Annotated in this window: 22 protein-coding genes and 1 pseudogene; 11 read left to right on the forward strand and 12 right to left on the reverse strand. The window is 69.5% G+C overall.

The window, feature by feature from the left end:
- Window positions 1–14 precede the first annotated feature (14 nt).
- Together ACI2LP_RS22750 and ACI2LP_RS22755 are read left to right on the forward strand one after the other, a co-directional pair.
- Window positions 15–995 carry a carbohydrate ABC transporter permease gene (locus ACI2LP_RS22750; RefSeq protein WP_404726332.1) on the forward strand — a complete coding sequence of 327 codons (981 nt, stop codon included), beginning with the start codon at window positions 15–17 and terminating at the stop codon, window positions 993–995.
- Window positions 992–1,828: a carbohydrate ABC transporter permease gene (locus ACI2LP_RS22755; RefSeq protein ID WP_404726333.1), complete on the forward strand. Its 837-nt coding sequence runs from the start codon at window positions 992–994 to the stop codon at window positions 1,826–1,828. Before ACI2LP_RS22750 ends, ACI2LP_RS22755 begins: the two co-directional genes overlap by 4 nt.
- Here the strand turns inward: ACI2LP_RS22755 and ACI2LP_RS22760 are convergent.
- Window positions 1,818–4,184, reverse strand: a complete 2,367-nt coding sequence (locus ACI2LP_RS22760) for an ATP-binding protein (RefSeq protein WP_404726334.1) — start codon at window positions 4,182–4,184, stop codon at window positions 1,818–1,820. The two genes, ACI2LP_RS22755 and ACI2LP_RS22760, sit on opposite strands and share 11 nt — an antisense overlap.
- A gap of 138 nt (window positions 4,185–4,322) precedes the next feature.
- Between ACI2LP_RS22760 and ACI2LP_RS22765 the strand changes: the two genes are divergently transcribed.
- From ACI2LP_RS22765 to ACI2LP_RS22785, 5 genes are all read left to right on the forward strand, one after another.
- Complete coding sequence (locus ACI2LP_RS22765; RefSeq protein ID WP_404726335.1) at window positions 4,323–6,452, forward strand: ATP-binding protein; 2,130 nt, start codon at window positions 4,323–4,325, stop codon at window positions 6,450–6,452.
- Window positions 6,453–6,610: 158 nt separating this feature from the next.
- Window positions 6,611–6,805 carry a DUF5999 family protein gene (locus tag ACI2LP_RS22770; RefSeq protein WP_404726336.1) on the forward strand — a complete coding sequence of 65 codons (195 nt, stop codon included), beginning with the start codon at window positions 6,611–6,613 and terminating at the stop codon, window positions 6,803–6,805.
- Window positions 6,802–7,275: an ATP-binding protein gene (locus tag ACI2LP_RS22775; RefSeq protein ID WP_404726337.1), complete on the forward strand. Its 474-nt coding sequence runs from the start codon at window positions 6,802–6,804 to the stop codon at window positions 7,273–7,275. Before ACI2LP_RS22770 ends, ACI2LP_RS22775 begins: the two co-directional genes overlap by 4 nt.
- Before the next feature lie 427 nt (window positions 7,276–7,702).
- Window positions 7,703–9,784 (forward strand): SpoIIE family protein phosphatase, encoded by a 2,082-nt coding sequence (locus ACI2LP_RS22780; RefSeq protein ID WP_404726338.1) that lies wholly within the window; start codon window positions 7,703–7,705, stop codon window positions 9,782–9,784.
- A gap of 150 nt (window positions 9,785–9,934) precedes the next feature.
- The gene (locus ACI2LP_RS22785) at window positions 9,935–10,696 is read left to right on the forward strand and encodes a DeoR/GlpR family DNA-binding transcription regulator (protein ID WP_404726485.1); all 762 of its coding nucleotides are present in this window, start codon (window positions 9,935–9,937) and stop codon (window positions 10,694–10,696) included.
- 162 nt (window positions 10,697–10,858) lie between these two features.
- On the opposite strand, the gene ACI2LP_RS22790 is transcribed toward ACI2LP_RS22785, so the two are convergent.
- A complete protein-coding gene (locus ACI2LP_RS22790) occupies window positions 10,859–11,377 on the reverse strand; it encodes a SixA phosphatase family protein (RefSeq protein WP_404726339.1) in 519 nt (172 codons plus the stop codon).
- Window positions 11,374–12,099 (reverse strand): hypothetical protein, encoded by a 726-nt coding sequence (locus ACI2LP_RS22795; RefSeq protein WP_404726340.1) that lies wholly within the window; start codon window positions 12,097–12,099, stop codon window positions 11,374–11,376. Before ACI2LP_RS22795 ends, ACI2LP_RS22790 begins: the two co-directional genes overlap by 4 nt.
- Window positions 12,100–12,343: 244 nt before the next feature.
- On the opposite strand from ACI2LP_RS22795, the gene ACI2LP_RS22800 reads away from it, so the two are divergent.
- Window positions 12,344–13,111 carry an acyl-CoA thioesterase gene (locus ACI2LP_RS22800; protein WP_404726341.1) on the forward strand — a complete coding sequence of 256 codons (768 nt, stop codon included), beginning with the start codon at window positions 12,344–12,346 and terminating at the stop codon, window positions 13,109–13,111.
- A 62-nt stretch (window positions 13,112–13,173) separates the two neighbouring features.
- Here the strand turns inward: ACI2LP_RS22800 and ACI2LP_RS22805 are convergent, their stop codons facing one another.
- On the reverse strand, window positions 13,174–14,184 hold the full coding sequence (locus tag ACI2LP_RS22805; RefSeq protein WP_404726486.1) for a D-cysteine desulfhydrase family protein: 1,011 nt from the start codon (window positions 14,182–14,184) through the stop codon (window positions 13,174–13,176).
- A 286-nt stretch (window positions 14,185–14,470) separates the two neighbouring features.
- Here ACI2LP_RS22805 and ACI2LP_RS22810 point away from each other — a divergent pair, with 286 nt between their 5' ends.
- Together ACI2LP_RS22810 and ACI2LP_RS22815 are read left to right on the forward strand one after the other, a co-directional pair.
- On the forward strand, window positions 14,471–15,304 hold the full coding sequence (locus ACI2LP_RS22810) for an alpha/beta fold hydrolase (RefSeq protein WP_404726342.1): 834 nt from the start codon (window positions 14,471–14,473) through the stop codon (window positions 15,302–15,304).
- A gap of 279 nt (window positions 15,305–15,583) precedes the next feature.
- Window positions 15,584–16,171 (forward strand): pyridoxamine 5'-phosphate oxidase family protein, encoded by a 588-nt coding sequence (locus tag ACI2LP_RS22815; RefSeq protein ID WP_404726487.1) that lies wholly within the window; start codon window positions 15,584–15,586, stop codon window positions 16,169–16,171.
- Between the two features lie 357 nt (window positions 16,172–16,528).
- Here the strand turns inward: ACI2LP_RS22815 and ACI2LP_RS22820 are convergent.
- The 8 genes and pseudogenes from ACI2LP_RS22820 to ACI2LP_RS22855 form a co-directional block, all read right to left on the reverse strand.
- A pseudogene (locus ACI2LP_RS22820) lies at window positions 16,529–16,768 on the reverse strand (hypothetical protein); the annotation flags it as partial.
- A 134-nt stretch (window positions 16,769–16,902) separates the two neighbouring features.
- Window positions 16,903–17,532 carry an SRPBCC family protein gene (locus tag ACI2LP_RS22825; RefSeq protein ID WP_404726343.1) on the reverse strand — a complete coding sequence of 210 codons (630 nt, stop codon included), beginning with the start codon at window positions 17,530–17,532 and terminating at the stop codon, window positions 16,903–16,905.
- Between the two features lie 10 nt (window positions 17,533–17,542).
- Entirely contained in the window at window positions 17,543–18,655 is a 1,113-nt protein-coding gene (locus ACI2LP_RS22830; protein ID WP_404726344.1) for an XdhC family protein, read from the reverse strand.
- Complete coding sequence (locus ACI2LP_RS22835; protein ID WP_404726345.1) at window positions 18,648–19,793, reverse strand: VWA domain-containing protein; 1,146 nt, start codon at window positions 19,791–19,793, stop codon at window positions 18,648–18,650. Before ACI2LP_RS22835 ends, ACI2LP_RS22830 begins: the two co-directional genes overlap by 8 nt.
- A 5-nt stretch (window positions 19,794–19,798) precedes the next feature.
- Window positions 19,799–20,677 (reverse strand): AAA family ATPase, encoded by an 879-nt coding sequence (locus tag ACI2LP_RS22840; protein WP_404726346.1) that lies wholly within the window; start codon window positions 20,675–20,677, stop codon window positions 19,799–19,801.
- 4 nt (window positions 20,678–20,681) lie between these two features.
- A complete protein-coding gene (locus tag ACI2LP_RS22845; protein ID WP_404726347.1) occupies window positions 20,682–21,539 on the reverse strand; it encodes an FAD binding domain-containing protein in 858 nt (285 codons plus the stop codon).
- On the reverse strand, window positions 21,536–23,923 hold the full coding sequence (locus ACI2LP_RS22850; RefSeq protein WP_404726348.1) for a xanthine dehydrogenase family protein molybdopterin-binding subunit: 2,388 nt from the start codon (window positions 23,921–23,923) through the stop codon (window positions 21,536–21,538). The genes ACI2LP_RS22845 and ACI2LP_RS22850 overlap by 4 nt, the downstream gene beginning before the upstream one ends.
- Entirely contained in the window at window positions 23,920–24,462 is a 543-nt protein-coding gene (locus tag ACI2LP_RS22855) for a (2Fe-2S)-binding protein (RefSeq protein ID WP_404726349.1), read from the reverse strand. The genes ACI2LP_RS22850 and ACI2LP_RS22855 overlap by 4 nt, the downstream gene beginning before the upstream one ends.
- A 181-nt stretch (window positions 24,463–24,643) precedes the next feature.
- Here ACI2LP_RS22855 and ACI2LP_RS22860 point away from each other — a divergent pair, with 181 nt between their 5' ends.
- Entirely contained in the window at window positions 24,644–25,168 is a 525-nt protein-coding gene (locus tag ACI2LP_RS22860; RefSeq protein WP_404726350.1) for a hypothetical protein, read from the forward strand.
- Window positions 25,169–25,194 lie beyond the last annotated feature (26 nt).

Below are 25,194 nucleotides of genomic sequence, written 5' to 3' on the forward strand. Positions count from 1 at the left end.
GGGGAAGGCGGGACGTGACCCGATCGACCTACGAGCAGGTGGAGCGCCCCTCCCTCCAGGGGGGCGCTCGGCCCGCACCGACAACGTCCAGTCAGCGTCGGCGCAAGCCGGCCTTCACCGCACGCCGCGGCCTGGTCATCGCCGCGTACATGGCCCCGGCCGCGGTCTTCGTCGCTGTCTTCATCTACTACCCCATGCTCCGGGGCAGTCAGATGGCCTTCCGCCACTGGAACCTCACAGACCTCACCGACACCTCCTGGGTGGGCTTCGGGAACTTCCAGGCGATCTTCGCGGACCCGGCATGGAGCACCGTGCTCAGCAATACCGCGCTGTGGGTGTTCGCCTCCATCGTTCCCCAGTTCGTGATCGGTTTCGCCATCGCGCTGTGGCTGCGCCGCCGTTTCCGCTTCCGCGGGCTGTACCAGGCACTTGTCTTCTTCCCCTGGGCCATATCCGGATTCCTCATCGGCATCCTGTTCCGCTGGATGTTCAACAGCGAGTTCGGGGTCGTGAACGACCTCCTGGAGAAGGCAGGACTGATCGACGAGCCGATCGCCTGGCTCGCGGATCCGAAGATGGCGATGATCGCCGTCATCGTCACCAATATCTGGTACGGCGTCACATTCTTCTCGATCATGATCCTCGCCGCCCTGCAGTCGATCCCCAACGACCTGTACGAGGCAGCCGAACTCGACGGCGCCGGCAAGGTCCGCACGCTCTTCCAGGTCACCATTCCCTACATCCGGATGACTCTGGCGCTGACCGTGCTGCTCCGGGTGATCTGGATCTTCAACTTCCCCGACATCATCTTCGGGATGACCGGCGGCGGCCCGAACAACGAGACGCACATCGTGACCACATGGATGATCACGATTACCCAGCAGGGCGACTACGGAAAGGCGTCCGCGCTCGGTCTCATCGTCGTCGCGGTGCTGTTGGTCTTCTCGGTCTTCTACCTCCTGGCCACGCGCGAGAAGAAGGGAGCACATTCGTGATCAACAAGGAGTCCGTTCCAGGACGTGTCACCAGAGTCTTCTTCCTCTCGCTCTGGCTGGCCGTCACGGTCTTCCCGCTGTACTGGATCACCATCACGTCGCTGAAGAGCCCCGGCGACATCTTCACGTTCCCGATCGCCTACTGGCCGCAGAACTTCTCCCTGGAGAACTACGCGGGCCTGTTCAGCAATGCGCAGTTCGGTGGCTATCTGACCAACAGTCTGATCGTCGCGACGGCGGCGGGGGTGGTGGCGACCGCGATCTCGATGCTGTCGGCCTATGTGCTCGCCCGTTTCGAGTTCCGCAGCAAGAGCGCGCTGTTGATGGCGGCTCTGATCACGCAGATGATTCCCTCGTTCATCGCGCTGGGACCGCTGTACCTGATGATGACCGAACTGAAACTGGTCGACAACCGGCTCGGTCTCATCCTGGTGTACGTCGGAGTCTGCATCCCCTTCTGCACGGTGATGCTCCGCGGATTCTTCGCGAACATTCCCGACGCGCTGGAGGAGGCCGCCATGATCGACGGCCTCTCGCGGTTCGGGGCGCTTTTCCGGGTACTTCTGCCGGTGATGAAGCCGGGCATCATCGCCGCGTTCATCTTCAACTTCGTGAACTGCTGGAACGAGCTCTTCCTTTCGGTCACGCTCATGAACAGCGACGACAACAAGACCATCCCCACGGCGTTGAACGGCTTCATCTCGAGCTTCAACATCGACTGGGGTTCGATGTCCGCCGCAGCCGTGCTCACGATTGTGCCGACCATGGTGCTCTTCGCCTTCGCCAGCCGCCATATCGTCCAGGGGCTCACCTCGGGTGCGGTCAAGGGGTAGTTGCCGCCGAGTCCGCTTCCGGGCGGTCCTGTTCGAAGACCCAGACAGCCACCTGGGCACGGGAGGTGAAGCCGAGTTTGCTGAGGATGTGCTCGATATGGCCCTCCGCCGTGCGCTGGGCGATCACCAGCGTGGCCGCGATCTCCTTGTTGCTCAGCCCCTGTGCGACCAGACGTGCTATCTCGTTCTCCCGACGCGTGAGCGGGGACGGCCGCTCATCCTCTGCGCTCGGTTCCACCGCAGCCGGGTGCTCCTCGAGCGCATAGCCGAGCACCTCGTGGTAGGAAAGCTGGGAGCCCTTCCGGACGGCGGCACGGAAGGCCGTCGCGCCGAGGGCACGGCTTGTGCGGGACTCGCATTCGTCGTGGTACTTGACGAGGTGCCCGTACCCGGACAGCGGCGCGCCGATCGCCTGCCAGATGGTCCGCAGGCCGCCCAGGAGCCGGGCGGCGCGCTCGTACTGCTCCTCGGTGGCGGCGATCCAGGCCAGCACCTCGAGGTTGACGCCGACCCCCAGCGGATCGTCGAGCGAACGGTTGAAGGCCAGGCTCTCCTTCTCGAGCTCGGCGGCGCGACGGGACTCGCCCTGGCGCCAGACCTCGATACCGAGTGCCATCGTCGTGTAGGCCCTGTGCCAGCCCTCTCCGTAGGCGTCGCACACGCTCAAGGACTCCTCGCCGATGGAGATGGCGCGCGGCGAGTCACCGCGGAACGAGTGGACCATGGAGAGCCGGATCAGCGACAGCGCGAGCCCCACGGGGTCGTCGGTGGCCCGGTGCCGGGCCACCGCCTCCTCGTAGAGCCCGATCGCGGATTCGGCGTCCCCCCGGTACATGGCGATCATGCCGGAGTACAGCGCGGTGTAGCCGGCCACGGACTCGTCCGCGAGGCGTTCCCCGAGCTTCCCGCTCTCCGCGAGCATGGCCGCCGCGGCATCGGTCTCGGACTGGATGACGGCCAGCCAGCTGTTGGTCCACAGCGCTCGGGCCCGGACCCGGCTCGGTTCGGTGCAGACGGCGAGCCCCTCGTCCAGCCAGCGTCGTCCCTCGCCGAGGTAATAACTGGTGATCCAGTGGTAGAGCAGGTCCGAGGCCATGGCCAGACCGGTCTCGGCCTCCCCGGGTTCGGCGAAGCTGAACTCCAGGGCGGTGCGCAGGTTGGTGTGCTCCAGGTGGAGCCGCGCGAACCAGGCGACCTGGGACGGACCGAACAACTCGGCACGCGCATCGCCCGCCAGCCGCCGGTAGTAGTCGCGGTGGCGCCGTTGCACGGGCGCCGTCTCCCCCGCTGCGACGAGCCGCTCCCGGCCGTACTGCCGCAGAGTGTCCAGCAGCCGGTAGCGGACCGTCGAATGGGGCTCCTCCCGCAGCAGGACGGACTTGTCGACCAGTCCGGTCACCACGTCGAGGACCTCTTCGCGGCTGATGCCGTCGCCGGAGCAGACCTCCTCGGCCGCCTCCAGGTCGAATCCGCCGGTGAACACAGAGGCGCGGGACCAGAGAAGCCGCTCCTGGTCGGTGCACAGAACGTAACTCCAGTCGATCAGCGCGCGCAGCGTCCGGTGGCGCGGGAGCACCAACCGCGAACCAGCGGTGAGCAGCTGGAACCGGTCGTCCAGCCGCTCCAGCAGCTGTTGCACGGAAAGGGCCCGCAGCCGCACGACGGCAAGCTCGATTCCCAGCGGGATCCCGTCCAGCTGCCGGCAGATCCCTTCCACCGCTTCGCGGTTGTCCTCGGTGACGGCGAAGCCGGGCAGGACGGCGCCCGCCCTCTCGATGAACAGCCGTACGGCGTCGCACCGGGCCAGCGACGTGATGGACAGCCGTTGGTTCCCGGCGCTCGGCAGGTCCAGCGTCGGCACGGCCAGGGTGTGCTCGTAGGCGACACCCAGCACCTGCCGGCTGGTGGCCAGGATCTTCAGATCGGGGCTGGAGCGCAGCAGGGAATCGGCCAGCACCGCGCACTGCGGCAGCAGATGCTCGCAGTTGTCCAGGATCACCAGCGTGCGCTTGTCCCGGAGGTGGTCGGTGAGGACGTCCAGGGGCTGCCGGGAGGAGTGGTCACGGATCTCCAGCGCTTCGGCCACGGTCTGGGCGAGCAGCTCGGAATTCTCCAGGGCCGCGAGTTCGACCAGCCACACTCCGTCCGGAAACGCCGACCGGACCTCGGCTGCGACACGTGCCGCCAGCCGCGTCTTGCCCACGCCACCCACGCCCGTGAGCGTCACCAGACGCGAGTCGGACAGCCTTCGGCGGACCTCGGCCACTTCGTGCCGACGTCCCACGAAGCTCGTCACCTCGGCGGGCAGCGTGCCCTCCTGCCGACGTGCCGAAGCGCTCGGTGCCACGACAGCCATCGATTCCTCGGATCGGTCCGATCCGCAAAGCACCACACGTTCGCGAACCGGGCCGACGCCATCCAGCCTATTCCTCCGCAGCGGCCCTGGTCCAAGTGGAATCCTGCTCCTCCCGCGGCAGGGTGCAACCATGGTGTTATGTCCGCTCACGGCGCCAACGGCACCGGTCCCCGTCTCCGGCGGGGCACCGCCTTCGGCGACGAGTCCTTGCTGATCGGCCGCCGGCAGCAGCTGGCCGAGGCGAAACGGATGCTGTGGCACTCCCGCCTGGTGACGCTGACCGGTGTGGGTGGCGTGGGCAAGACCAAGCTGGCAGCAGGAGTTGCCGACGAGGTGCGCAGGGCGTTCCCGGACGGCGTATGGCTGGTGGAACTCGGAGCGCTGGAGGACGAGGAACTGCTCCCGCAGACCGTCGCAACGGCACTCGGGCTACGGGACCAGTCGGCCCGACACCCGATGGACCTGCTCTGCGACCACCTGAGCGAAACGCGCTCCCTGATAGTGCTGGACAACTGCGAGCACATCCTGGACAGCTGCGCGGCGCTCACCGACCGCCTGCTGCGCGCGGCTCCCCGGCTGTGTGTGCTGGCCACCAGCCGCCAGCCACTGGGGGTGTACGGCGAGTCCGTCCTCCCGGTGCCCGCACTCACGGTGCCGGAACCCCGTCGAACGCTCCGCTCAGCGACGGCCACGCACTATGCGGCGGTCAGGCTGTTCGAACGGCGCGCGGCGGAGGCGTCGCCGGAGTTCACCCTGGGCCCCGAAAACCTGGAGACGGTCGTCCAGCTCTGCCGGCGCCTGGACGGCATTCCGCTCGCCATCGAACTGGCCACGGCGCGACTGAGGGCGCTCACGCCCGAGGAGATCCTGCGGCGGCTGGACGAGCACCTTGAGCTGTCCGAGGACGGCGCCACCGCGGACCTGCCCCGGCACGGGACCTTGCGTGCGTCGATCGACTGGAGCTTCGGTCTGTGTTCTCCCGCTGAGCAGCGGGTGTGGGCGCGCACGTCGGTCTTCGTCGGCAGCTGCGGGCTGGAGGCGGTCGAAGCGGTCTGCTCGGGTGACGGCATACCCCAGGAACGCATCCTCGACCTGGTGACGGGGCTGGTGGACAAGTCGGTCCTGGTCCGGGAGGAGCAGGGCAGCGAGGTGCGCTTCCGCCTGCTGGAAACGATCCGGCAGTACGGCGCGGAGCGCCTGGCCGAGGCCGGGGAGACGCGGGTCCTGCGGTACCGCCACCGGGACTGGTACCAGCAACTGGTGAACCGCGCGGAGGCGGACTGGCTGAGCCCGCGCCAGGAGACCTGGCTCGCCCGGCTGCAGAGCGAGCACGCCAACCTGCGCACCGCCCTGGATTTCTGTCTCACTGAGCCCGGCCAGGCACAGGCGGGGCTGGAGATCGCGGCGTCGCTGTGGTTCCACTGGCTGTGCAGCGGGTTCCTCGGCGAGGGCCGCCACTGGCTCGGCAGGGCGCTGGCCCTCGCGCCCCAGGACACGGTGGCCCGCGGCAAGGCGCTGTGGGTGGACGGCTGGCTGTCGGTGCTCCGGGGCGACACGGCTTCCGCGCTGCCGCAGCTGGAGGAGTGCCGGGCGCTCGCGCTCCGGCTCCACGACGGTCCCACCCTGGTCCACGCCAAGCAGTTCCTGGGCGGACGCGCGCTGTACGAGGGCGACTTCCCCAGGGCCATCGGTCTTCTGGAGGAAGCCGTGGAGGGCCACCGCGCGACCGGCGATCGCAATGGCCTGATGACCGCCCTCTATCAGCTCACCATGGCCTGCGCCATGTCCGGCGATCCCCGGGCCGCGGATTTCGGGAAGGACTGCCTGGACCTGTGCAATGAGGCGCACGCTCCCTGGTCCCGCTCCTATGCTCTGTGGGCGCTCGGCCTCCACCTCTGGCGGCAGGGCGAGCCACTCCGTGCGGCAGAACTCCTCCGCGATGCCCTCAAGACCCGCCGGGTCGTCGGCGACGGGTGGGGAATCGCCCTGTGCCTGGAGGCGCTGGCCTGGACCGCCGCCTCGGCCGGCGAGGCCGAGCGCGGTGCCCGGCTGCTGGGCGCGGCAGAGGTCGAATGGCGTTCCACGGGGATCTCGCAGTCCGGCTTCCGGCACCTGGCCGCGGGACACAAGAGGACCGAATCCCGTCTCCGCACCGAGCTCGGCGAGCGCAGATACGCCGCGGCAATACGGCGCGGAGCGCGGATGGGACGCGACGGGGCGGCCGACTGGGCCCTGTATGCGGGGACGGGGTCGCACGCCGAGCGATGACGCCGTCACCCTCCGAAGCCCGTCGGGTGCGCGGCGGATGGTTTCAGGTACCAATCCGGGGATTTACCCCCTCCCCGTCACGCTCGCCGTCGGCACAGGATGGTCGGGTCATACGAGATCCGCCCCCGTCCGGGGGCGGAGAATCGAAGGTCCGAGCCATGTGCCAGCACCAGCCGTCCTGTCCCTCCTCAACCGCGCCCGACCGTGACGCCGCCCGCCTCGTGGCCTACCACCCCGAGCAGGGCTGGGGCCTCCTCTGCAACGGAGTGACAGTCTTCGAGGACATGGGTGAGCTACTGCCCGACGGCAGCTCCGCGTCAGGCGTTCAGGCGCTGGAGGGCAGGACGGTATGAAACCGTTCACCGCGCCCAAGCCCCCGCCCGCGGCTGTGTCGGTGCAGTCGGCCGGGCTCGGCGCCGCCCGGGACGAGCCGGCCCGTACAAGCTCCTGGCTCCTGCCCCCCGAACCGTCATCCGTGCGTGAAGCACGGCGACTCGCCCGCGCCCAGCTGACTCACTGGGCGCTCCACGAGCAGATCGACGATACGGAGCTGCTCGTCAGCGAGCTGGTCACGAACGCCATGCGCCACGCGTGGGGGCCGATCCGGCTCACCTTCTCGCTGACCTCCCGGGACGGCGGGCTGCGTTGCGAGATCGAGGACGCGAACCCGGCCGGCCCCCTGAGGCGCCAGGCCCGCGAGCACGACGAGGCGGGGCGGGGGATGCATCTGCTGAGCCTGCTGTCCCGCTGCTGGGGCAGCCACCGCACACGCGCGGGAAAGGTGGTGTGGTTCGAACTTCATGTCTGCGCCGGCCCCGCATAGCGGGCTGGGCCCGACGACGGAAGGAGGACCTATCGACGCGGCAACACGCACACAACAAGATGGCCATCGAAATGGGCCCAGGGGCCAGGGAGACGAGATCCATCGCAGCCTCCCGCCCCTGGGCCTGACCATCACCCCGACGACCGCTTTCAACGAACGGGGGGCATACCCGGCTGCACAGCACACAGATCGCAGTGACCAAGCGGAATGACCTTCTGACAGAAGGTGACCACGTCGGTTCCGCTCGCCCATGTCGGCGCCTCGGATAGGCTGATGTGTTAGCAATTGCACCCGAAGACCGCTGCGCCCAGAGTCGCTGTGGCGAAGACGCCGCATCGACAATGCGTCGGCAGCGCTCGGCCGGCAGCCAGGGTGTGGTCGGCAGGCAGAGGCCCCCACGCCCCGGGGTGAGGTCATTGCGTTGGACATGCACGAGTCGACGAGCCACGCGCCGGATCACCCCCTGACCGCGATCGGGTACGCGGGGGTGCTTCGCGACCTGCTTCCGATCGCGCTGTGGAGGGCCGATGCGGAAGGGCGCATCGCCGAGTGGTCGCTCGCCGCTCAGGACCTGCTCGGCTACACACCGGAGCAGCTGCTGGGCCGGTCCGGGATCCCGATGCTGGTCCCCAAGCCCAACTGGGAGCTGGCCGAGCAGCTGACGCGGAAGGTTGCGGCGGGTGAGGCGATTGTCGCGACTCTCCCGGTGCGCCATCGCGACGGGCACCTGGTGCCGATGGAGATGTGGATCTGCCCGGCTGTGGACCGGCAGGGCGGAACCGGCGTCCTGGTCATCGCCGTGGAGACCTCCGCGGTTCTGCGGATGCGGGATTCACTGGCGGCCCTGGAAGGTCTGTTCACCCAGTCCCCCATCGGTCTGGCCATCCTCGGCCCCGATCTGCGCTTTCTGCGGGTCAACAACGCGCTGGCACGGATGAACGGCGTCTCCGCGGCCGAGCACCTCGGCAAACGCCCGGCCGAGGTCGCGCCGGACGTCAACGCCGCGGCACTCGAGACGGTGATGCGGCAGTCCCTGGATCTCGGCGAGGCGGTGGTCGACGTACGCCGCACCGGTCGCACCGCAGCCGATCCCGACCACGACCGGACCTGGTCCTGCTCCTATGCTCCGCTGCTCGACAACGCCGGCCACAGGCTCGGACTGATCGCGTCCCTGATCGACATCACCGCCAGCCAGCAGGCACACATCGACGCCGACCGGGCGCGCCACCGCTTCGCGCTGCTGGCCGAGGCCGGCACGCGGATAGGGACCACCTTGGATCTGCGGCAGACCTCCGAAGAGGTGGTGCAGCTGCTGGTGCCCCAGCTCGCCGACTCGGCCGACGTACAACTGCTGGCAGAGGTGATCGACCCCGATGAGGCGGCCGCATCCACCCACGGCGTGGTGCGTCGTATGGCGGCCTCCTTCCCGGACCCGGCCGCGCCCACCGAGCATCTGGCGGTGGGCATGACCTTCCAGGTCCCGCTCGGCTCGGTGTACGAGCAGATCATCGCCGACGGCCGCCCCATGAACCTCTATCTGTCCGACATCCCGGCACTGATCAGCGATCCGGACGCCGAGCGGCTGCGTTCGTACCTCACTGCCAATGTGGGCTCAGCGCGACTGGTGCCCCTGGTCGCCCGCGGCACAGTGCTCGGCGCCGTGGTGGTGACGCGTATCCGCGGCCGCGAGCCGTTCGACGAGCAGGACTGCGTGCTCATCGACGAGCTGGTCGCCCGAGCGGCGCTGAACATCGACAACGCGCGCATGTTCACCAGCCAGCGTGCCGCGGCCCTCACCCTGCAGCGCAGCCTGACGAACAGCTCGCTGCCCGACGTGCGGAACCTGGACCTCACCGGGCGCTACCTCCCCGCCAGCGACCACGAGGTCGGTGGCGACTGGTACGACGTCATCCCCCTGCCCGACAGCAGGACCGGGCTGGTCATCGGCGACGTCATGGGACATGGAATCCACGCGGCGGCCGTCATGGGACAGCTGCGCACGGCGGTGCGCACGCTGGCGCGGCTCGACATCCCCCCGGCTCAGATGCTGCGCTCGCTGGATCTTGTCGTGGCCGACCTGGGCGAGAACGAGATGGCGACGTGCATCTACGCAGTGCACGACCCGGCTGCCGGCGGCTGCCTGATCGCCAGGGCCGGCCATCCGCCCCCGGCCGTGGCAGACGGCCGGGGGGCGATCGCATTCCTCGACGGCCCCCCGGGTACTCCTCTGGGAGCGGGCGGGCAGGACTTCCAGACCGAGCACGTACCGCTGCCCCCCGGAAGTCTGCTGGTGCTCTACACCGACGGACTCATCGAGGCCCGCGACAGAGACATCGACCAGGGGATGCAACAGCTCGCCCAGGCGCTGCGACACCTCGACCACCCGTTGAAGGAGATCTGCGACCGCATTCTCGGCCGTCTGCTGCCCTCCACGGCCCAGGACGATGTGGCGGTGCTCCTCGCCAGAACCCGTTGTCCTCCGGACAGGACCTGGACGAGGGGGTGGTAGCGGACGAGGGGTGGTAGCGACAGAGCAGTGCTGCTCATCACACTCAGGCCCGAATACCGACATGCTGGTCAATGCCGAAGGATCCTGTGGAGAATCCTGGCAGGCTCAACGAGGAGACCGGGGCCCTTCCGGCCGAAGGAGGAGAAGACCCTGGACGGCGACGAACGTCGGCGTGCAATTCTCACCGTCGCGCGACGCGACGGTTCTGTGGAAGTCGCCGCCCTCGCCACGGAGTTGGCGGTGTCCCTGGAGACCGTCCGGCGCGATCTGCGGATGCTCGAGGAAAGCGGTCTCGTCCGGCGCAGGCACGGCGGGGCCTACCCCGTCGAGAGCGCCGGATTCGAGACGACACTCGCCTCCCGCACCACCCGGCACGTACCGCAGAAGGCCCGCATCGCCGCGGCAGCCGTCGAGTTGCTCGGGGACGCGGAGACCGTCTTCGTCGACGAGGGCTACACCCCACAGCTGATCGCCGAGGCGCTGCCCGAGGACCGGCCACTGACCGTCGTCACCGCATCGCTGACCAGCGCGGGCCTGCTGGCCTCTCGGGAAAACACCCAGGTACTCCTGCTGGGCGGCCGGGTGCGCGGCAACACGCTGGCCACTGTGGACCATTGGGTGACCGACATGCTGGCCGGCCTGGTCATCGATCTTGCCTATGTCGGGGCCAACGGCATCTCCCGTGAGTACGGGCTGACCACCCCCGATCCGGCAGTCGGCCATGTCAAGGCGCAGGCCATGAAGTCGGCCCGGCGGCGGATCTTCTCGGGGATCCACACCAAGTTCGGCGCGGTGAGTTTCAGCCGGTTCGCCGAAGTACGGGAGTTCGAGGCCATCATCACCGACAGCTCGCTCACCGCTGTGGAGGCCCAGCGCTATGCACTGCTGGGCCCCCAGGTCCTGCGGGTGTGACCCGTGCGCTCAGCCTGAGCTGCCCACCGGGTGGGGTGGCAGATCCTGCGGCATCAGCGTCCGCAGGTCGTCCACGCTGCGAGGTACAGGACGCCGCGGCATTTCGGGCCCGGCCACCGGCTGGTCCTGATGGCGAACGCCTCGACCGTCTGAAACCCCGGCTCACCGCTGTCCGCGCGGGACGGCCAGGTCGGTCAGCAGTGCGGCGCCCGGCGCGAGGTCCGACCAGGTGCCCTGCCAGGTCAGCACAGCGACGGCGGAGGTCGGGAACTTGCTCCGTACGCGCTGCAGTGTGTCGCCGAGCGCCTCGCCGGCAAGCAGCAGGATCAGGTCCTCCAGCCCGGGGTTGTGTCCGATCAGCAGCAACGTCCAGACGTCGTCAGGCACTTCGCGTACGACATCGAGCAGTTCCTCGGCGTCCGCGGCATAGACGCGCGGCTCGTAACGGACCGGTGGACCACTGCCCAGTTCCGTGGCGGCCAGTTCCCAGGTCTGGCGGGTACGAAGGGAGGTGGAGCACAGGACGAGATCGGGCTCGCAGTCGGCCGCTGCCAGCCAGTGGCCGGCGGTGGGGGCGTCACTCAGACCGCGCGCCGCGAGGGGACGGACATGGTCGGCAACGCCCTCGGGCCGGGCGGACTTGGCGTGCCGCAGCACGACCAGCCGCCGCAGCGGGCTCATGCCGGCGCTCCGGCGGGGTGCGGGCGGCCGATCGCGCGGGCGAGTTCCAGGCCGAGGACGCGGTCCAGGTGGGCGAAGGTCTCGAACTTCGCTCCGGCCGGCACGTCCGTGGCCGTCTCCAGATCCCGCAGCAGCGCGAGTACGTCGGGGGTGGCCAGCCTGTCCTCCAGTGCGCTGCGGACCGGGCTCACATGGTCGCCGGGCATCGGCTTCGAGGGCTGCTCGGCCCAGTCGGCCACGGCGCGCCGCCATCGAGCCAGCGTGCGGCGGGCCTCGTCGAGCGCTTCGGGGCGCAGCGCGGCCGGCTCGTAGTGGGCGTGAGAGAGCAGCAGCAGGCGCACGGCGAGCAGGTCCTGCTCCTCAAGTCCCGCCAGGGATACGGAGGTACGTGCCTCTGCGATCTGGACGGAGGCACCACCTCCGCCCTCGTATGCGCGGTGGGTGAGGTGTACGCCGGGTGGGCCGCCGAGCACGTCGGCGATCTGGTCCGCGGTCCCGTGGGCGTCGGCCGGCCGGATACCGGCAGCGGCGGCGAAGGGGACCCTCGGGCCGGTCCACCCCATCAGGACCTGTCTGCCGCGCACCTCGACGACGCGCGCCAGTACGTCGGCGACCAGCAGTACCCGCAGGCCGGTGAGGCCGCCGGGCTCGCCGGGCGGTGGCACGTGGGCGCAGATCCGCAGCGGCCCACGGCCTGCCAGTTCGTCAACGATGCGCAGCACACCGTCGAGCCTAGGCGCCCCGACCCCGACTCCGCATCGGGAAGGACATCGGGACAGGCGCCGGCTCGGGCCGGGCAGCGTGTTCCAGCGGCCACGGAGCCGGACCCCCAGCGACCCTTTTACGGATGCAAACCAGGCCCTCGCCTGGGGCACTTGCTGCCGAAGCACATTCACCCTTTCGGCCGATCAGGGTATGGTGCGAGGTGAGTCCAGTTTCCAAACTCACACCATTAGGGGCGGCGACATGAGCATGACGACTGCGGGCACTACGGTCAGCGTCGGTCGTTCGTGGTGGTCGTGGGCCGGCGTCCACGGCGGGTATCTGGCGGCGCAGGGCCTGGCCGGAATGCGCACCCTGCTCGGCGAGGCACCCGTGCCGCGGACGCTCACCACCCACTTCCTGGCGCCGGTCGACGACCGTCCCCTCCGGGTGGGGGCCACGGTCGAGCGTGCCGGGCGCGGCACCTCGTTTGCGTCCTTCACCGCCGAGCAGGGTGGCGCCATGGTGCTGCGGGGCTCAGCGGTGTTCGGCACACCGCACCGCGGCCCCGGTTACGACGGCAGCGAGGCCCCCGGCGTGCCCGGAGCCGAGGACTGCGAGGCGCTGGAGCTGCCGGAGCGACTGGCCGCGTTCGCGCGGCATCTCGAAATACGTCCGGCGACGCCGGCCCGGCCGCTCGGCGGAGGCGACCGCGCCGAACTGACGGCCTGGATACGTTTCACCGACGGGCGCAGCCTGGACGCCGAGGCCGTCGTCATCCTGGCGGATGCCCTGCCCCCTGCGCTCTTCGCGCGCTGGACCGCGCCGCGGCCCGTTCCCTCGGCCGAACTGACCGTCCACTACGGCGACGCCCTGGACCACGGGCCCGTGGGCGGATGGGCGCTGGTCCGTATCCGTACCGACCACGCGGGAAGCGGCTGGGCGGTCGACGACAGCACGGTATGGGCGGCGGACGGCCGACTGCTCGGCTCCGGTCGTCAGGCCCGGCGCATCCTGGCTCCGTTGACGTGATCACCGTACGCCGCCCACCTTCTGGGCATGGTCCTCCGGACTGTGGCGACCGGTTATCGCCACTACCCTTGGGGCAGACCGCGATCATCTTCGACGTTCAGCGCAGCCTCTGCTTGCGCGAGCGCCTCCGCGTGGCCGAACAGGCCGGGCAAACCGCCCGAGTGCAGGAAGACCGTGCGCTGCCCGCGGACGATGTCGCCGTCCTGGACCGCCGCGATCAGGCCGGCCATCGCACGACCGGTGTAGACCGGGTCGAGAACGATGCCCTCGGTACGGGCGGTCTGGATCAGGGCGGCCATGACGGGCTCGGTCAACGCGCCGTAGCCGTCGCCGACCTGGTCGAGCCGGAGTCTCAACGTCTCCGGCGCGCCGGGCGAGCCGGACAGGCCGGCGGCCAGCTCTGACACGGTCCGGGCGGGGTCGGTGACGGCGCCGCAGTGGACACCGAGCACCCGATCCGCTCCCAGCTGGTCGACGAGGCCGGCCATGGTCCCCCCGGAGCCGACCGCGACGACAACGGTCGCCACATCGTGGGCCTGGGCGAGGAGTTCACGCCCGCACTCGACATAGCCGCGCGCGCCGACCACGCTGGAACCGCCGAAGGGGATCACGACCGGGACAGCGCCCCGTAGCTGTAGCTGCGCGGCCACCTGCTCGGCGGTGAAGTGAAGAGCCTCTTTGTCGTCGCCACCGGCCCATACGACGGTGGCGCCGAAGAGTCCGTCGAGTGCGAGATTGCCCGAGGCCGACGATCCGGGTGCGCCGGCGAGTACGAGGACCACATCGAGCCCCAGCCGGGCGCCGGCGGCCGCGGTCAGCCGCGCGTGGTTGCTCTGCGGCGCTCCGACCGTCACCAGGACGGTGGCGCCGTCGGCCAGCGCCGCACCGCAGAGCCACTCAAGCTTGCGCACCTTGTTTCCGCCGCCGCCGAGGCCGGTGAGGTCGTCGCGTTTGACCCACAGGTCGTCCGATCCGAGCCCGAGCGCACGGGCCAGCCGTGGCATGGGTTCGAGCGGGGTCGGCCAGGTGCCGAGCGATGCTCGCTGCGGGGTACTGCTGTCGTGCGGGGTCATCGTCACCACTCGTGTCCACCAGGCCGTCGTCGGGGTTCCGGCCATCTTGCCGTGAGGCAGGCGGATGGCGTGCCATGACACTGCCCGGCCGGGTGCGAGTCCGGCGATACAGCCGGCGAGCGCTCCTCGAAACACGCCGCCAAGACCGCGCGCCCGCATGCCCGCGAGGCCGTAGCGTCAGAAGTCGGCGAGGCCGTGCCGTCGACGACCACCGCCTGACGTGATCAAGGCCGTATCAACGGGTGGAGAACAAACGCTCTCCGCGATTCGCGAAAGGAAAAGCACGATGCCGTTCATCACCGTCGGCTCCGAGAACACCACGAGCATCGAGCTCTACTACGAGGACCACGGAACCGGGCAGCCGGTCGTCCTCATCCACGGCTACCCGCTCGACGGGCACTCGTGGGAGAAGCAGAGCGCCGCCCTGCTCGACGCCGGCTACCGGGTCATCACCTACGACCGCAGAGGGTTCGGCCGCTCCAGCCTGCCCACCACCGGATACGACTACGACACCTTCGCAGCGGACCTCAAGGTCGTCCTCGACACGCTCGACCTCACGAACGTCGTCCTCGTCGGCTTCTCGATGGGCACCGGCGAAGTAGGCCGCTACCTCGGTACGTACGGTTCACAGCGAGTCGCGAAGGCAGCCTTCCTCGCCTCCCTGGAACCCTTCCTGCTCAAGACGGACGACAACCCGACCGGTGTACCGCAGGAAGTGTTCGACGGCATCATCGCCGCGGTCAAGGCCGACCGCTATGCCTACTTCACGGACTTCTACAAGAACTTCTACAACACCGACGACACCCTCGGAAGTCGCTTGTCCGAAGAGGCCCTGCGCAACAGCTGGAACGTCGCGGCGGGATCGTCCTGGTTCGCCTCCAGCGCCGCCGTGCCGACCTGGATCACGGACTTCCGCGGCGACATCCCGAAGATCGACGTGCCGGCGCTCATCCTGCACGGCACGGCCGACAACATCCTGCCCATCGACGCGACGGGCCGCCCCTTCCACAAGGCCCTTCCCCAGGCGTCCTACGTCGAAGTCGAAGGCGCACCGCACGGCCTGCTGTGGACGCACGGCGAGGAGGTCAACCAGGCACTGCTCACGTTCCTCGCCGAGTGAGCATCGCCGCCCGCACCGAACCCTCCGCCTCAGCGGCTGCCCAAGTGCTGGACGAGCTCCTTCCCGCGGACGAGTATGAGGCCCTGCTCAGTAAGCTCACGCAGATGTCCGCGCCGCCCGCGAGTCGTACGGCGGCGCGGACCGCCGCGAACGCGGATGCGATACGTCCCCCGGGGATGTGCCCGTCCTGTCCGCGCAGTTGGACCTTGCCCGCCCTCAGGAGGAGAACCAGCAGCCGTGACCGCACACGACAAAGCCATCGGCTCCCACGGCGAGCGCATGATGCAGAAGCAGTTCGGCACCTCCGACCGCGCGGCCGACTTCTACGACCGGCAGATGCATGACTTCCTCACGCCCTCCATGCGGGAGTTCATAGCCCAGCAGACCATGATGTTCCTGGCCACGGCCGACGCTCACGGTTCCTGCGACTCCACCTTTCGCGCCGGCCCGCCCGGATTCGTCACCGTGCTGGACGACCGCACGCTGACCTACCCCGAGTACCGCGGCAACGGCGTACTGGCCAGCGTCGGAAACCTCACCGAGAATCCCCGTCTCGGCCTGCTCTTCATGGACTTCACCAGAGACCACATCGGCCTGCACATCAACGGGTCGGCCCGGCTGCGCACCGATGACGAGCAGCGTGCCGAGTATCCCCGCCTGCCGAGTGACGCCGCACCCGGGCGGCAGCCGCAGCTGTGGATACACGTGACGGTCGACGAGGCGTATGTCCACTGCTCCAAGCACATCCCGCACCTGGAACCCGCCCCGCGGCCGCGCGCCTCGGACGTGCATCGCCCCAAGGACGCGGCGTACTTCACCGAACGAGAGCCCGCTTGCCAAGGAGCGTTTCCCAGCAGCAATGCGTGACGCGTGGGCGGCGCACGCCGGGCGGCGTCCACCCGCTATTGCGGGCGGGGTGGCAGACCCGGAGGCACGACCCACGTCGAGGGGGAACGTTTTCTCTCCTCGGACGCGAGGGTGGCGCGGGTGTCAGCTTCCCGCAGCTGCGCACACCATGTGCAGCTGTCTTCGCCATGCATGCGAGACGACAGCCAGTACGCGCCCGTGAGCCGCGCATCGGGGACCGGGATCGGATCGTTGTCGTAAACCTCCATGTCACGCCCAACGACGCAGCACGGCCAACGGAACTGCGATCCGGGGTCATGTAATTGAACCGTCACTCAGCAAGTGCCCTCGGCAGCTCTCAACTGAGACATCCGCCAATCAGCTCAACCTGTCATCACACCTGACGGCGACAGAGTGATGCGTGGTGTGCTCGTGATCGGTGAGGACTTCGTGGATCACGTGTCGGGCGATGGCCGCCATCACCGGGTTCGTCTCCCGGTAGTACGAGAGTTCCATGAGCGCGATCGACAGTGCCCAGCCGCGGCCTCGGGCCCAGGTCGCGTCGTCACTCCCGAGCGCGGCGCGGAAGACGCCCCTCGCGTCGTCGGTCAGCAGGCTCCCCACTCGAGCCGTTGTCGCTTCGTCGCTCGCCCTGCCGAACGCACCGATCGAGGCATGAAAATGCAGGACGGGACATCCCTGCCGCTTGAGCGAGCAGGTCCATGGAGGTGCGGCGGTAGCCGAAGCGCCCGTCACCGCCTTCTTCGGATGAGGATGACCAGCAGCGCGACAAGAGCGGCCACGACGAGAGCTCCCGCCGCGCGCTTGGCGAGCGGGAGGCCCGCCGTGTGCAAGAGGTCGATCGGCTCCGCCTCCTGTGTTCCGGTGCTCGCGACGGCCTCGGGCTCCGTCTCGGCGGGCGCGCCCGCAGCCGGTTCCGTGTCGGCCAGTTGCCGGGAGAGGCAGTCCGCGAAGCGGCCGATGAGCTTGTCGCCCACTTCGGCCATGACCCCGCGGCCGAACTGGGCCGGCCGGCCGGTGATTGTCAGATCGGTGAGGACGATGACAGACGTGGCACCGTCGCGATCGGCCAGCGTTGCGGTCACGGTGGCGCTTGCCGTGCCTTGGCCGCGGACATCCTTGCCCTGGGCGGCAAGGACAATCCGGTGTGCCGACTCGTCCTTCTCCCGGAAGGTCGCGGTGCCGCGGTAGGTCACCGTGATCGGGCCGACCCTCACCTTCACGGCTCCCTCGACCGTCTCGCCGTCGAAGCCCTCCACGGTGGCGCCCGGCATGCACGGGGCGACCCGCTCGATGTCCAGAAGCGCCGGCCACGCCTCGTCGACCGGGACAGGGACGGTGAACGAGTGGTGCAGCTCCATGGTCTCCTCCTCACACCGGCTTCAGATGCGGACTGTGGATCGCTCCGGCGGTCTGGGCCAGCGGGCTGCCGCTGCCGCCCCACCGCAGAGCGACGATTTCCGCGGCGATCGAGACGGCCACCTCCGCGGGCGTACGGGCACCGAGGTCGAGACCGATGGGCGAGCGCAGGCGCGCCAGTTCCGTCTCGCCGATGCCTGCCTCCCGCAGCCGCGCCAGGCGGTCCTCGTGCGTGCGACGGCTGCCCATCACGCCGATGTACACGGCCGGGGAGTCCAGCGCCACCTCGAGCAGCGGAACGTCGAACTTCGGGTCGTGGGTGAGCACACACATCACGGTCCGCTCATCCACCTCCGTGCCGCGCAGATACTTGTGCGGCCAGTCGACCACCACCTCCACCCCGTCCGGGAACCGGCGGGGGTCGGCGAAGACCGGACGTGCGTCGCACACTGTCACCCGGTAGCCGAGGAACGCGCCGATCCGGGCCACCGCGGCAGCGAAGTCGATCGCGCCGAAGACCAGCATCCGCGGCGGCGGCGCGAAGGACTGCAGGAATACGGTGACGTCGTCCTCGCGCCGCTCTCCGTGCGGCCCGTAGTGCCGCCGTCCCGTCGCCCCTTGCGCCAGTTCCCCGCGCGCGTCGGCGGTGACCGCCGCGTCGAGGCCGCTCGATCCCAGGGAGCCGGACACCGTGTCCGGCCATACGGCGAGCGTGGCGCCCCGCGGGGCAGGCCCGTCGATCACCGTCGCCGCCACCACCGGCCGGTGCTCGGCGACCGAATCGGCCACCTCGGCGAAGGAGGTGTCGGCCTCGGGCGACACAGAGCGTACGAGGACAGTGATCTCACCGCCGCAGGTGAGCCCGACGGCGAACGCGTCCTCGTCGCTGAAGCCGAAAGTCTGCAGCTGCGCCTGACCGGTCTCCACGACCTCCTTGGCCAGTTCGAAGACCGCCCCCTCCACACAACCGCCGGAGACGCTGCCGACGACTGCGTCGTCCGGCCCCACCGCCATCGCCGCCCCGGGGCCGCGTGGCGCGCTGCGGCTGACCGCGACAACGGTGGCCAGCCCGAACGGCGTTCCGGATGCGTACCAGCGGCTCAGCACAGGGAAGATCTCACGCATCGAACGCACCGCCTCTCACTACTGCTGCCAGGCGCTCCAGGGCACCCAGGCTGTGCCCCTCGACAAACGCGTCCACGCTGGGCAGCGCCGCCGCCATACCGGCCGCAAGCGGCGCGTAACCCGGGCGCGCCTTGCGCGGGTTGGCCCACACCACCCGGTGCGCAAGGCGGTGCAGGCGCCGCATCTGAGCCGCGAGCAGCGCCGGGTCGCCACGCTCCCACCCGTCGGAGAGCAGCACGACCACCGCTCCGCGCGCGACGCCGCGCTGCCCCCACCGGTCGAGGAAGGCGCGGAGCATCTCGCCGAGCCGGGTGCCTCCGCTCCAGTCGGGAACCGCCGACGCGACAGCGGCCAGCGCCATGTCCGGATCGCGATGGGCCATTTCCCGGGTCACCCGGGTCAGGCGGGTGCCGATGGTGAACACCTCGGTCGGGGCAGGAGACTTCGGCCCGTGTGTGGCGGCGTGCGCGAAGCGCAGCAGGGCGTCCGAGTACGGAGCCATCGAGCCGCTCACGTCCAGCAGCAGTACGACACGGCGCGGCTTGGCGGCGGGGGCACGGTAGCGCAGCCGGGCCGGCTCCCCGCCACGGTGCAGCAGTTCACGTACAGTGCGCCTGGGATCGACGCCGCCGCGGCGGGCCGGCCGCAGACGCGGAGTGCGGCGTGGCTCCCCGCTCAACGAGAACGCCGCGAGCAGGGACCGCAGTTGAGCCCGCTCGGCGGCGGACAACTCGGCCATGTCGCGGTGGCGCAGGACCTCCGCGGAACTCGCCAGAGCGGCCGCCGGCTGCGCCGTGCCGCCATCTCCTTCCGTTCCGGCAGCCAGGGCGGCGTCGGCGGCCCCCAGGCGGAACTGTGGCACGGGGGCCGGGATCCGACGCACCCGGTCGCCTCGGTGCGGTCGCTGCGCGAAGTACGCGGCGAAGACGCGGTCGTACCGTTCCAGGTCGTCCTGGCTGCCGCAGAGGGTGAGCCTGCCCGCCCAATAGACGTCGGAGCGCAGCTCGGATCCGAGGATGGCCAGCGCACCCAGGAAGGTCTGCATGCGGTCCGGCCCGGTGGCCACACCGGCCGCGCGCAGTGCCCGGACGAATCCGACCAGGACCGCGATCGCGTCCACCGCTGGTGCTGCCGGCATGGTGGTCACACTCCTCGCGCCACGAGGACCGCGGACAGATCGAGGGACCGGGCCCGTTCCGCGTCCTCGCGGTATTTCAGTACCGAGCCAAGCGTGGCGAACGCCAGCTCCGCATCGAGTTCTGTCGCGCCGAGTGCGTCGAGGGCCTCGGCCCAGTCGATGGTCTCGGCCACTCCGGGTGGCTTGAGCAGATCCTGGTTGCGCAGTGTCTGTACGACGGCGGTCACCTGAGCGGCGAGCCGTTCGGTCACCTGGGGCTGCCGTCTGCGGACGATGGCGAGTTCGCGTTCGAAGCCGGGGTGGTCGAACCAGTGGTACAGGCAGCGCCGTTTCAGCGCATCGTGGACGTCCCGGGTGCGGTTCGAGGTGAGTACCACTGTGGGCGGCGACGAGGTTCCAAGAGTGCCCAGCTCGGGGACGGTGACGCTGTACTCGGAGAGCAGTTCCAGCAGAAAGGCCTCGAACTCGTCGTCGGCCCGGTCGACTTCATCGACAAGGAGCACGCAAGGCTGCGTCTCCAGCGCCTGCAGCAGCGGACGCGCAATGAGGAAGCGCCTGTCGTACAACTCGCTCTCCAGCCGGTCGGCATCGGTGACGCCGGCGGCTTCGGCGGCCCGCAGATGCAGCAGCTGGCGCGGAAAGTCCCAGTCGTACAGGGCCTGGGAGGCGTCGATGCCCTCGTAGCACTGGAGACGGATCAGGGGTGCGTCGAGGACCTGTGCAAGGGCGGAGGCGAGCGCGGTCTTGCCCGTGCCCGCGTCGCCCTCGCAGAAGATCGGCCGGTGCAGTTTCAGGGCCAGGAAGCAGGCGATCGCGAGACCGTCGTCGACGAGATAGCCGGTCTTCTCCAGTCGAGCTCGCAGCTCGTCCGGCCCGTGTGTCACACCCTCACTCCATCCCGGCCGCAGCCAGCACCGCTCGCCGGGTGAGCACGCGCGCGAGGTGTTCGCGGTACTCGGGCGAGGCCGACAGGTCGGACGCCGGGTGGGTGCCCTCCGCTGCCGCTTCGGCAGCCCGCGCCACCACTGCCGGGTCGGCGTCCGCCCCGGCGAGCGCCTCTTCGGTGGCGGTCGCGCGCAGGGGCGTCGTCCCCATGTTGGTCAGGGCGACCCGGGATTCGACGAGGTGGCCGTCGTCGCGCCGCACCATCGCTGCCACGCCGACGATCGCCCAGGCCTGTGCGACCTGATTGAACTTCTCGTAGTGGAAACCCCAGTTGTCGCTCAGTGGAATCCGGACCTCGACCAGCACTTCGTCCGGCTGCAGCGCTGTTTGCAGGTAGTCGGTGAAGAATTCGCGGGCCGGGATGCTGCGCCGGCCCTGCGGACCCATGGCGGTCACCTCGCCGTCCAGGGCGAGCAGCACCGCCGGTAGGTCCCCTGCGGGATCGGCGTGGGAGAGCGAGCCGCCGAGCGTGCCGCGATGGCGTACGGAGGGGTCGGCGACCGTCTCGGTGGCCGCGGCCAGCAGCCCTGCGTGGCGTCGCACCAGCGGGTCGTGGATGACATCGTGATGGGTCGTCATGGACCCGATCACGAGTGCGTCGGCGTCTTTGCGGACACCGCGCAGCTCCGGGATCCGGCCGACGTCGACCAGCAGTTCGGGGAAGGCGAGCCGCAGCCGCAGGATGGGGATCAGGCTCTGCCCGCCGGCCAGGACCTTCGCCTCCTCGCCGCTGTCCACCAGGGCGCGTACCGCTTCGTCGATCGTCTTGGGCCGTACGTAGTCGAATGCCGCGGGAATCATGCTGTTCCCTCCTCGGCCCGGGCCGCCGTGACGGCCTGCCAGATGCGCTGGGGCGTGCACGGCATCGCGACGTCCTTCACGCCCATCGGGCGCAGTGCGTCTACGACCGCGTTGACCACGGCCGGTGTAGAGGCGATCGTCCCGGTCTCGCCGACACCCTTGACGCCGAGCGCGTTGGAGGTCGCCGGGGTCTCGGTGCGGTCGGTGATGAAGTCGGGCAGGTCCACCGCGGAGGGCACCAGATAGTCCGCCATGGTGCCGGACACCAGATTGCCCTCGGTGTCGTACACCGCTTCCTCGTAGAGCGCCTGGGAAATTCCCTGCGCGACGCCACCGTGGATCTGCCCCTGGACGATCATGGGGTTGATGACCTTGCCGACGTCGTCGACGCAGACGTAGCTGCGGATCCGGGCACGACCGGTCTCGGTGTCGACCTCGATCGCGCACAGGTGGGTGCCGAACGGGAACGAGAAGGTGTCCGGGTCGACCAAGTGCTCGGCATTGATCGTCGGTTCCATTCCGTCGGGCAGGTCGTGGGAGGAGAACGTCGCGAAGGCCACTTCCTGGATGGTCTTCGTCGCCTCTGGCGATCCCTTCACCGAGAAGGTCCCGTTGGAGAACTCCAGGTCGGCTTCGCTCGCTTCCAGCAGATGCGCGGCGACCTTGCGCGCCTTGGCCACCACCTTCTGCGCGGCGTGGTGGACCGCGACTCCGCCCACCACCAGGGAGCGGGAGCCGTACGTGTCCATGCCCTGGGGCACCGCCTTGGTGTCGCCGTGCACCACCTCGATGTCGTCGAAGGGCACGCCGAGCACGTCGGCCGCGATCTGGCTCCAACAGGTGGCGTGCCCCTGTCCGTGCGGGCTGGTGCCGGTGGCAATCTCGACCTTGCCGGTGGGCAGCATGCGGATGCTGGCCGCCTCCCAGCCTCCGGCGACGTAGCGCAGATCGCGCAGGATCCGGCTCGGCGCCAGGCCGCACATCTCGGTGTAGGTGGAGATGCCGATGCCGAGCCGCACCGGGTCGCCCCGTTCGTTCCGCGCGCGCTGCTCGGCCCGGAGGTCGTCGTAGCCGAAGAGGGCGAGCGCCCGGTCGGTGGCCGCTTCGTAGTTGCCGCTGTCGTAGGTGAGCCCCGCGATGGTGGTGTACGGGAACTCGTCGTGGCCGATCCAGTTGCGGCGGCGCAGTTCCATCGGGTCGAGGCCGAGCTCCGCGGCCAGTTCGTCCATGGTCCGCTCGATCGCGAACGTCGCTTCCGGACGGCCCGCGCCGCGGTAGGCGTCCGTGGGCGTCTTGGTGGTGAAGACGCCGGTGCACGTGAAGTCGTACGCGTTCATCTTGTAGATCCCGCAGTACATGAACGCGCCGAGAAGCGGGGTGCCGGGTGTGATCAGCATCAGGTAGGAGCCCATGTCGGCGAGCAGGTCGACCTTCATGCCGAGCACCTTGCCGTCCCGGGTCGCGGCGATCTCGATGTCCTGGATCTGGCCGCGGCCGTGGTGGGTGGCCTGGTAGCCCTCCGACCGGGATTCGGTCCACTTGACCGGTCGGCCGAGCCGCTTGGCCACGGCGAGGGCAACGGCTTCCTCGCCGTACACCTGGAGCTTGGAGCCGAAGCCGCCGCCGACGTCCGGGGCGATCACCCGCAGCCTGTGTTCGGGAATCCCGGTGACCATCGACAGCGTCACCCTGGCCACGTGAGGGACCTGGGTCGATGAGTACAGGGTGTATTCGTTGGATGCTGTGGGCGGAGTGGCGACGACGGCCCTCGGCTCCATCGCGTTCGGGATGAGGCGCTGCTGGGTGTAACGGCGGCGGACCACCAGGTCGGCCCGGGCCTTCTCCGCTTCGTAGTCGCCCGTGGCGAGCGGCCAGGTGTAGCAGCGGTTGGTGCCCTTGTCGGAGTGGACCAGCGGGGAGCCGTCGGCCAGTGCGGCCTCCAGGTCGAGTACGGGAGGCAGTGGCGTGTAGTCGACTTCTACGGCTTCGAGCGCATCGGCCGCCGCGTACCCGTCGCGCGCGATGACGATGGCCACGGGGTCGCCGGCGTACCGGACCTCGTCGACGGCGATCGGTGGGTGGTCGGGCATGACGATGTCTTCGGTCACCGGCCACACACAGGGCATGGAGCCGAGCTCGTCGGCCAGGTCACGGCCGCTGAAAGCGGCAATCACGCCAGGGCGCCGGAGCGCGGGCGACACGTCGACGCGGTCGATGGTGGCGTGTGCCATGGGGCTGCGCAGGATCGCCATGTGCAGCAGACCCGGGACGGCGATGTTGTCGGTCCAGGTGGTCCGGCCCGTGACGAGTCGGGCGTCTTCCTTGCGGATACGGGAGCGACCGATTTCGGCGGTTGCTTCGGGGGCAGAGAGCTGATCGGTCATACCGGCGCCTCCCGCCCGGCCGGGGCCTTGGGCGTGGCTGCTTCCGTCGCGGCATCAGGCGCGGGGGCGCGGCGGCGCCGCTCCTCGGCGGCCGCGGCGAGGACGGCTCGGACGATGTTCTGGTAGCCGGTGCACCGGCAGAGATTGCCCTCGAGACCGTGGCGGATCTCGTCCGGGGTCGGGTCGGGGTTCTCCTTGAGCAGGTCCCGCGCGGCCATGATCATGCCGGGGGTGCAGTAGCCGCACTGCAGGGCGTGCTGCTGATGGAACGCGGTCTGCAGCGGATCCCATTCTGCGTCGGTGGCGAGCCCTTGGATGGTCGTCACCTCGCAGCCGTCGGCCTGCACGGCGAGCACCGTGCAGCTCTTGACGCTGTCACCGTCGAGGTCGATCGTGCAGGTCCCGCAATTGGTGGTGTCACATCCGACGGGGGTACCGGTGAGGCCCAGACGGTCGCGCAGGTAGTGCACAAGGAGAAGACGGGGCTCCACCTCGTCCTCGTACGCCGTGCCGTCAACCGTCAGCGAGATACGGGTCATGTGCCCTCCCAGAGACGCGGGCAGGAGGTATCTGCCATTCGCCCCGATATACGCAACTTTAGGCCGGGGCATGGGGCTGCGCGAGCCCTCGCACACCCCCCGATACACACGGGAGCGGTGCCGCATTACGCCCTGGGCTGAGCCCCTTCCCTCCACCCTCGTGCGGCGTAATCTGGATTACATGATTACAAGGGAGCAGGAACAGGCGCTGCGCGGCTGGTTCGCCGGGCGGCTGCCGGAAGGACTCTTCGTCGAACTCCTCGACGTCACCGTGGACCGTGAGGAGATCACCGTCATCGGCCGGATCCCGGAACCCGAACTCGGCGCAGAAGCATCCGAGGTGGAACGCGAGGCGTCCCGGGACGGACGCATCTCGGAGTTCCGCGAACGGACTCGGGATGAGCGCATCGCGGTCGCGCGCGAGGCCGAGAAGCGCTTCGGGCGCAAGGTCTCGTGGGGTGTGGAGTGCGGGGGCAAGCGCGCCATGTACACCACGGTCGCGGCACCCGTGATGACCCGACTGCGCCAGCCCGAACGCCAGGCACTCGACACCTTGATCGCGGGCGGCGTCGCCCGAAGCCGCAGCGAAGCGCTTGCCTGGTGCGTGCGTCTGGTGCAGCGCAACGCGGACGAGTGGCTGAGCGACCTGCGCGACTCCCTCGAGCACGTTCAGCAGGTACGGGCGCAGGGCCCCGACGCCGAATAACCTCGCCCCCGGCCCGGCCGGAGGCG

The sequence above is a fragment of the Streptomyces sp. NPDC019890 genome, from assembly GCF_044903445.1.
Taxonomy (GTDB): Bacteria; Actinomycetota; Actinomycetes; order Streptomycetales; family Streptomycetaceae; genus Streptomyces.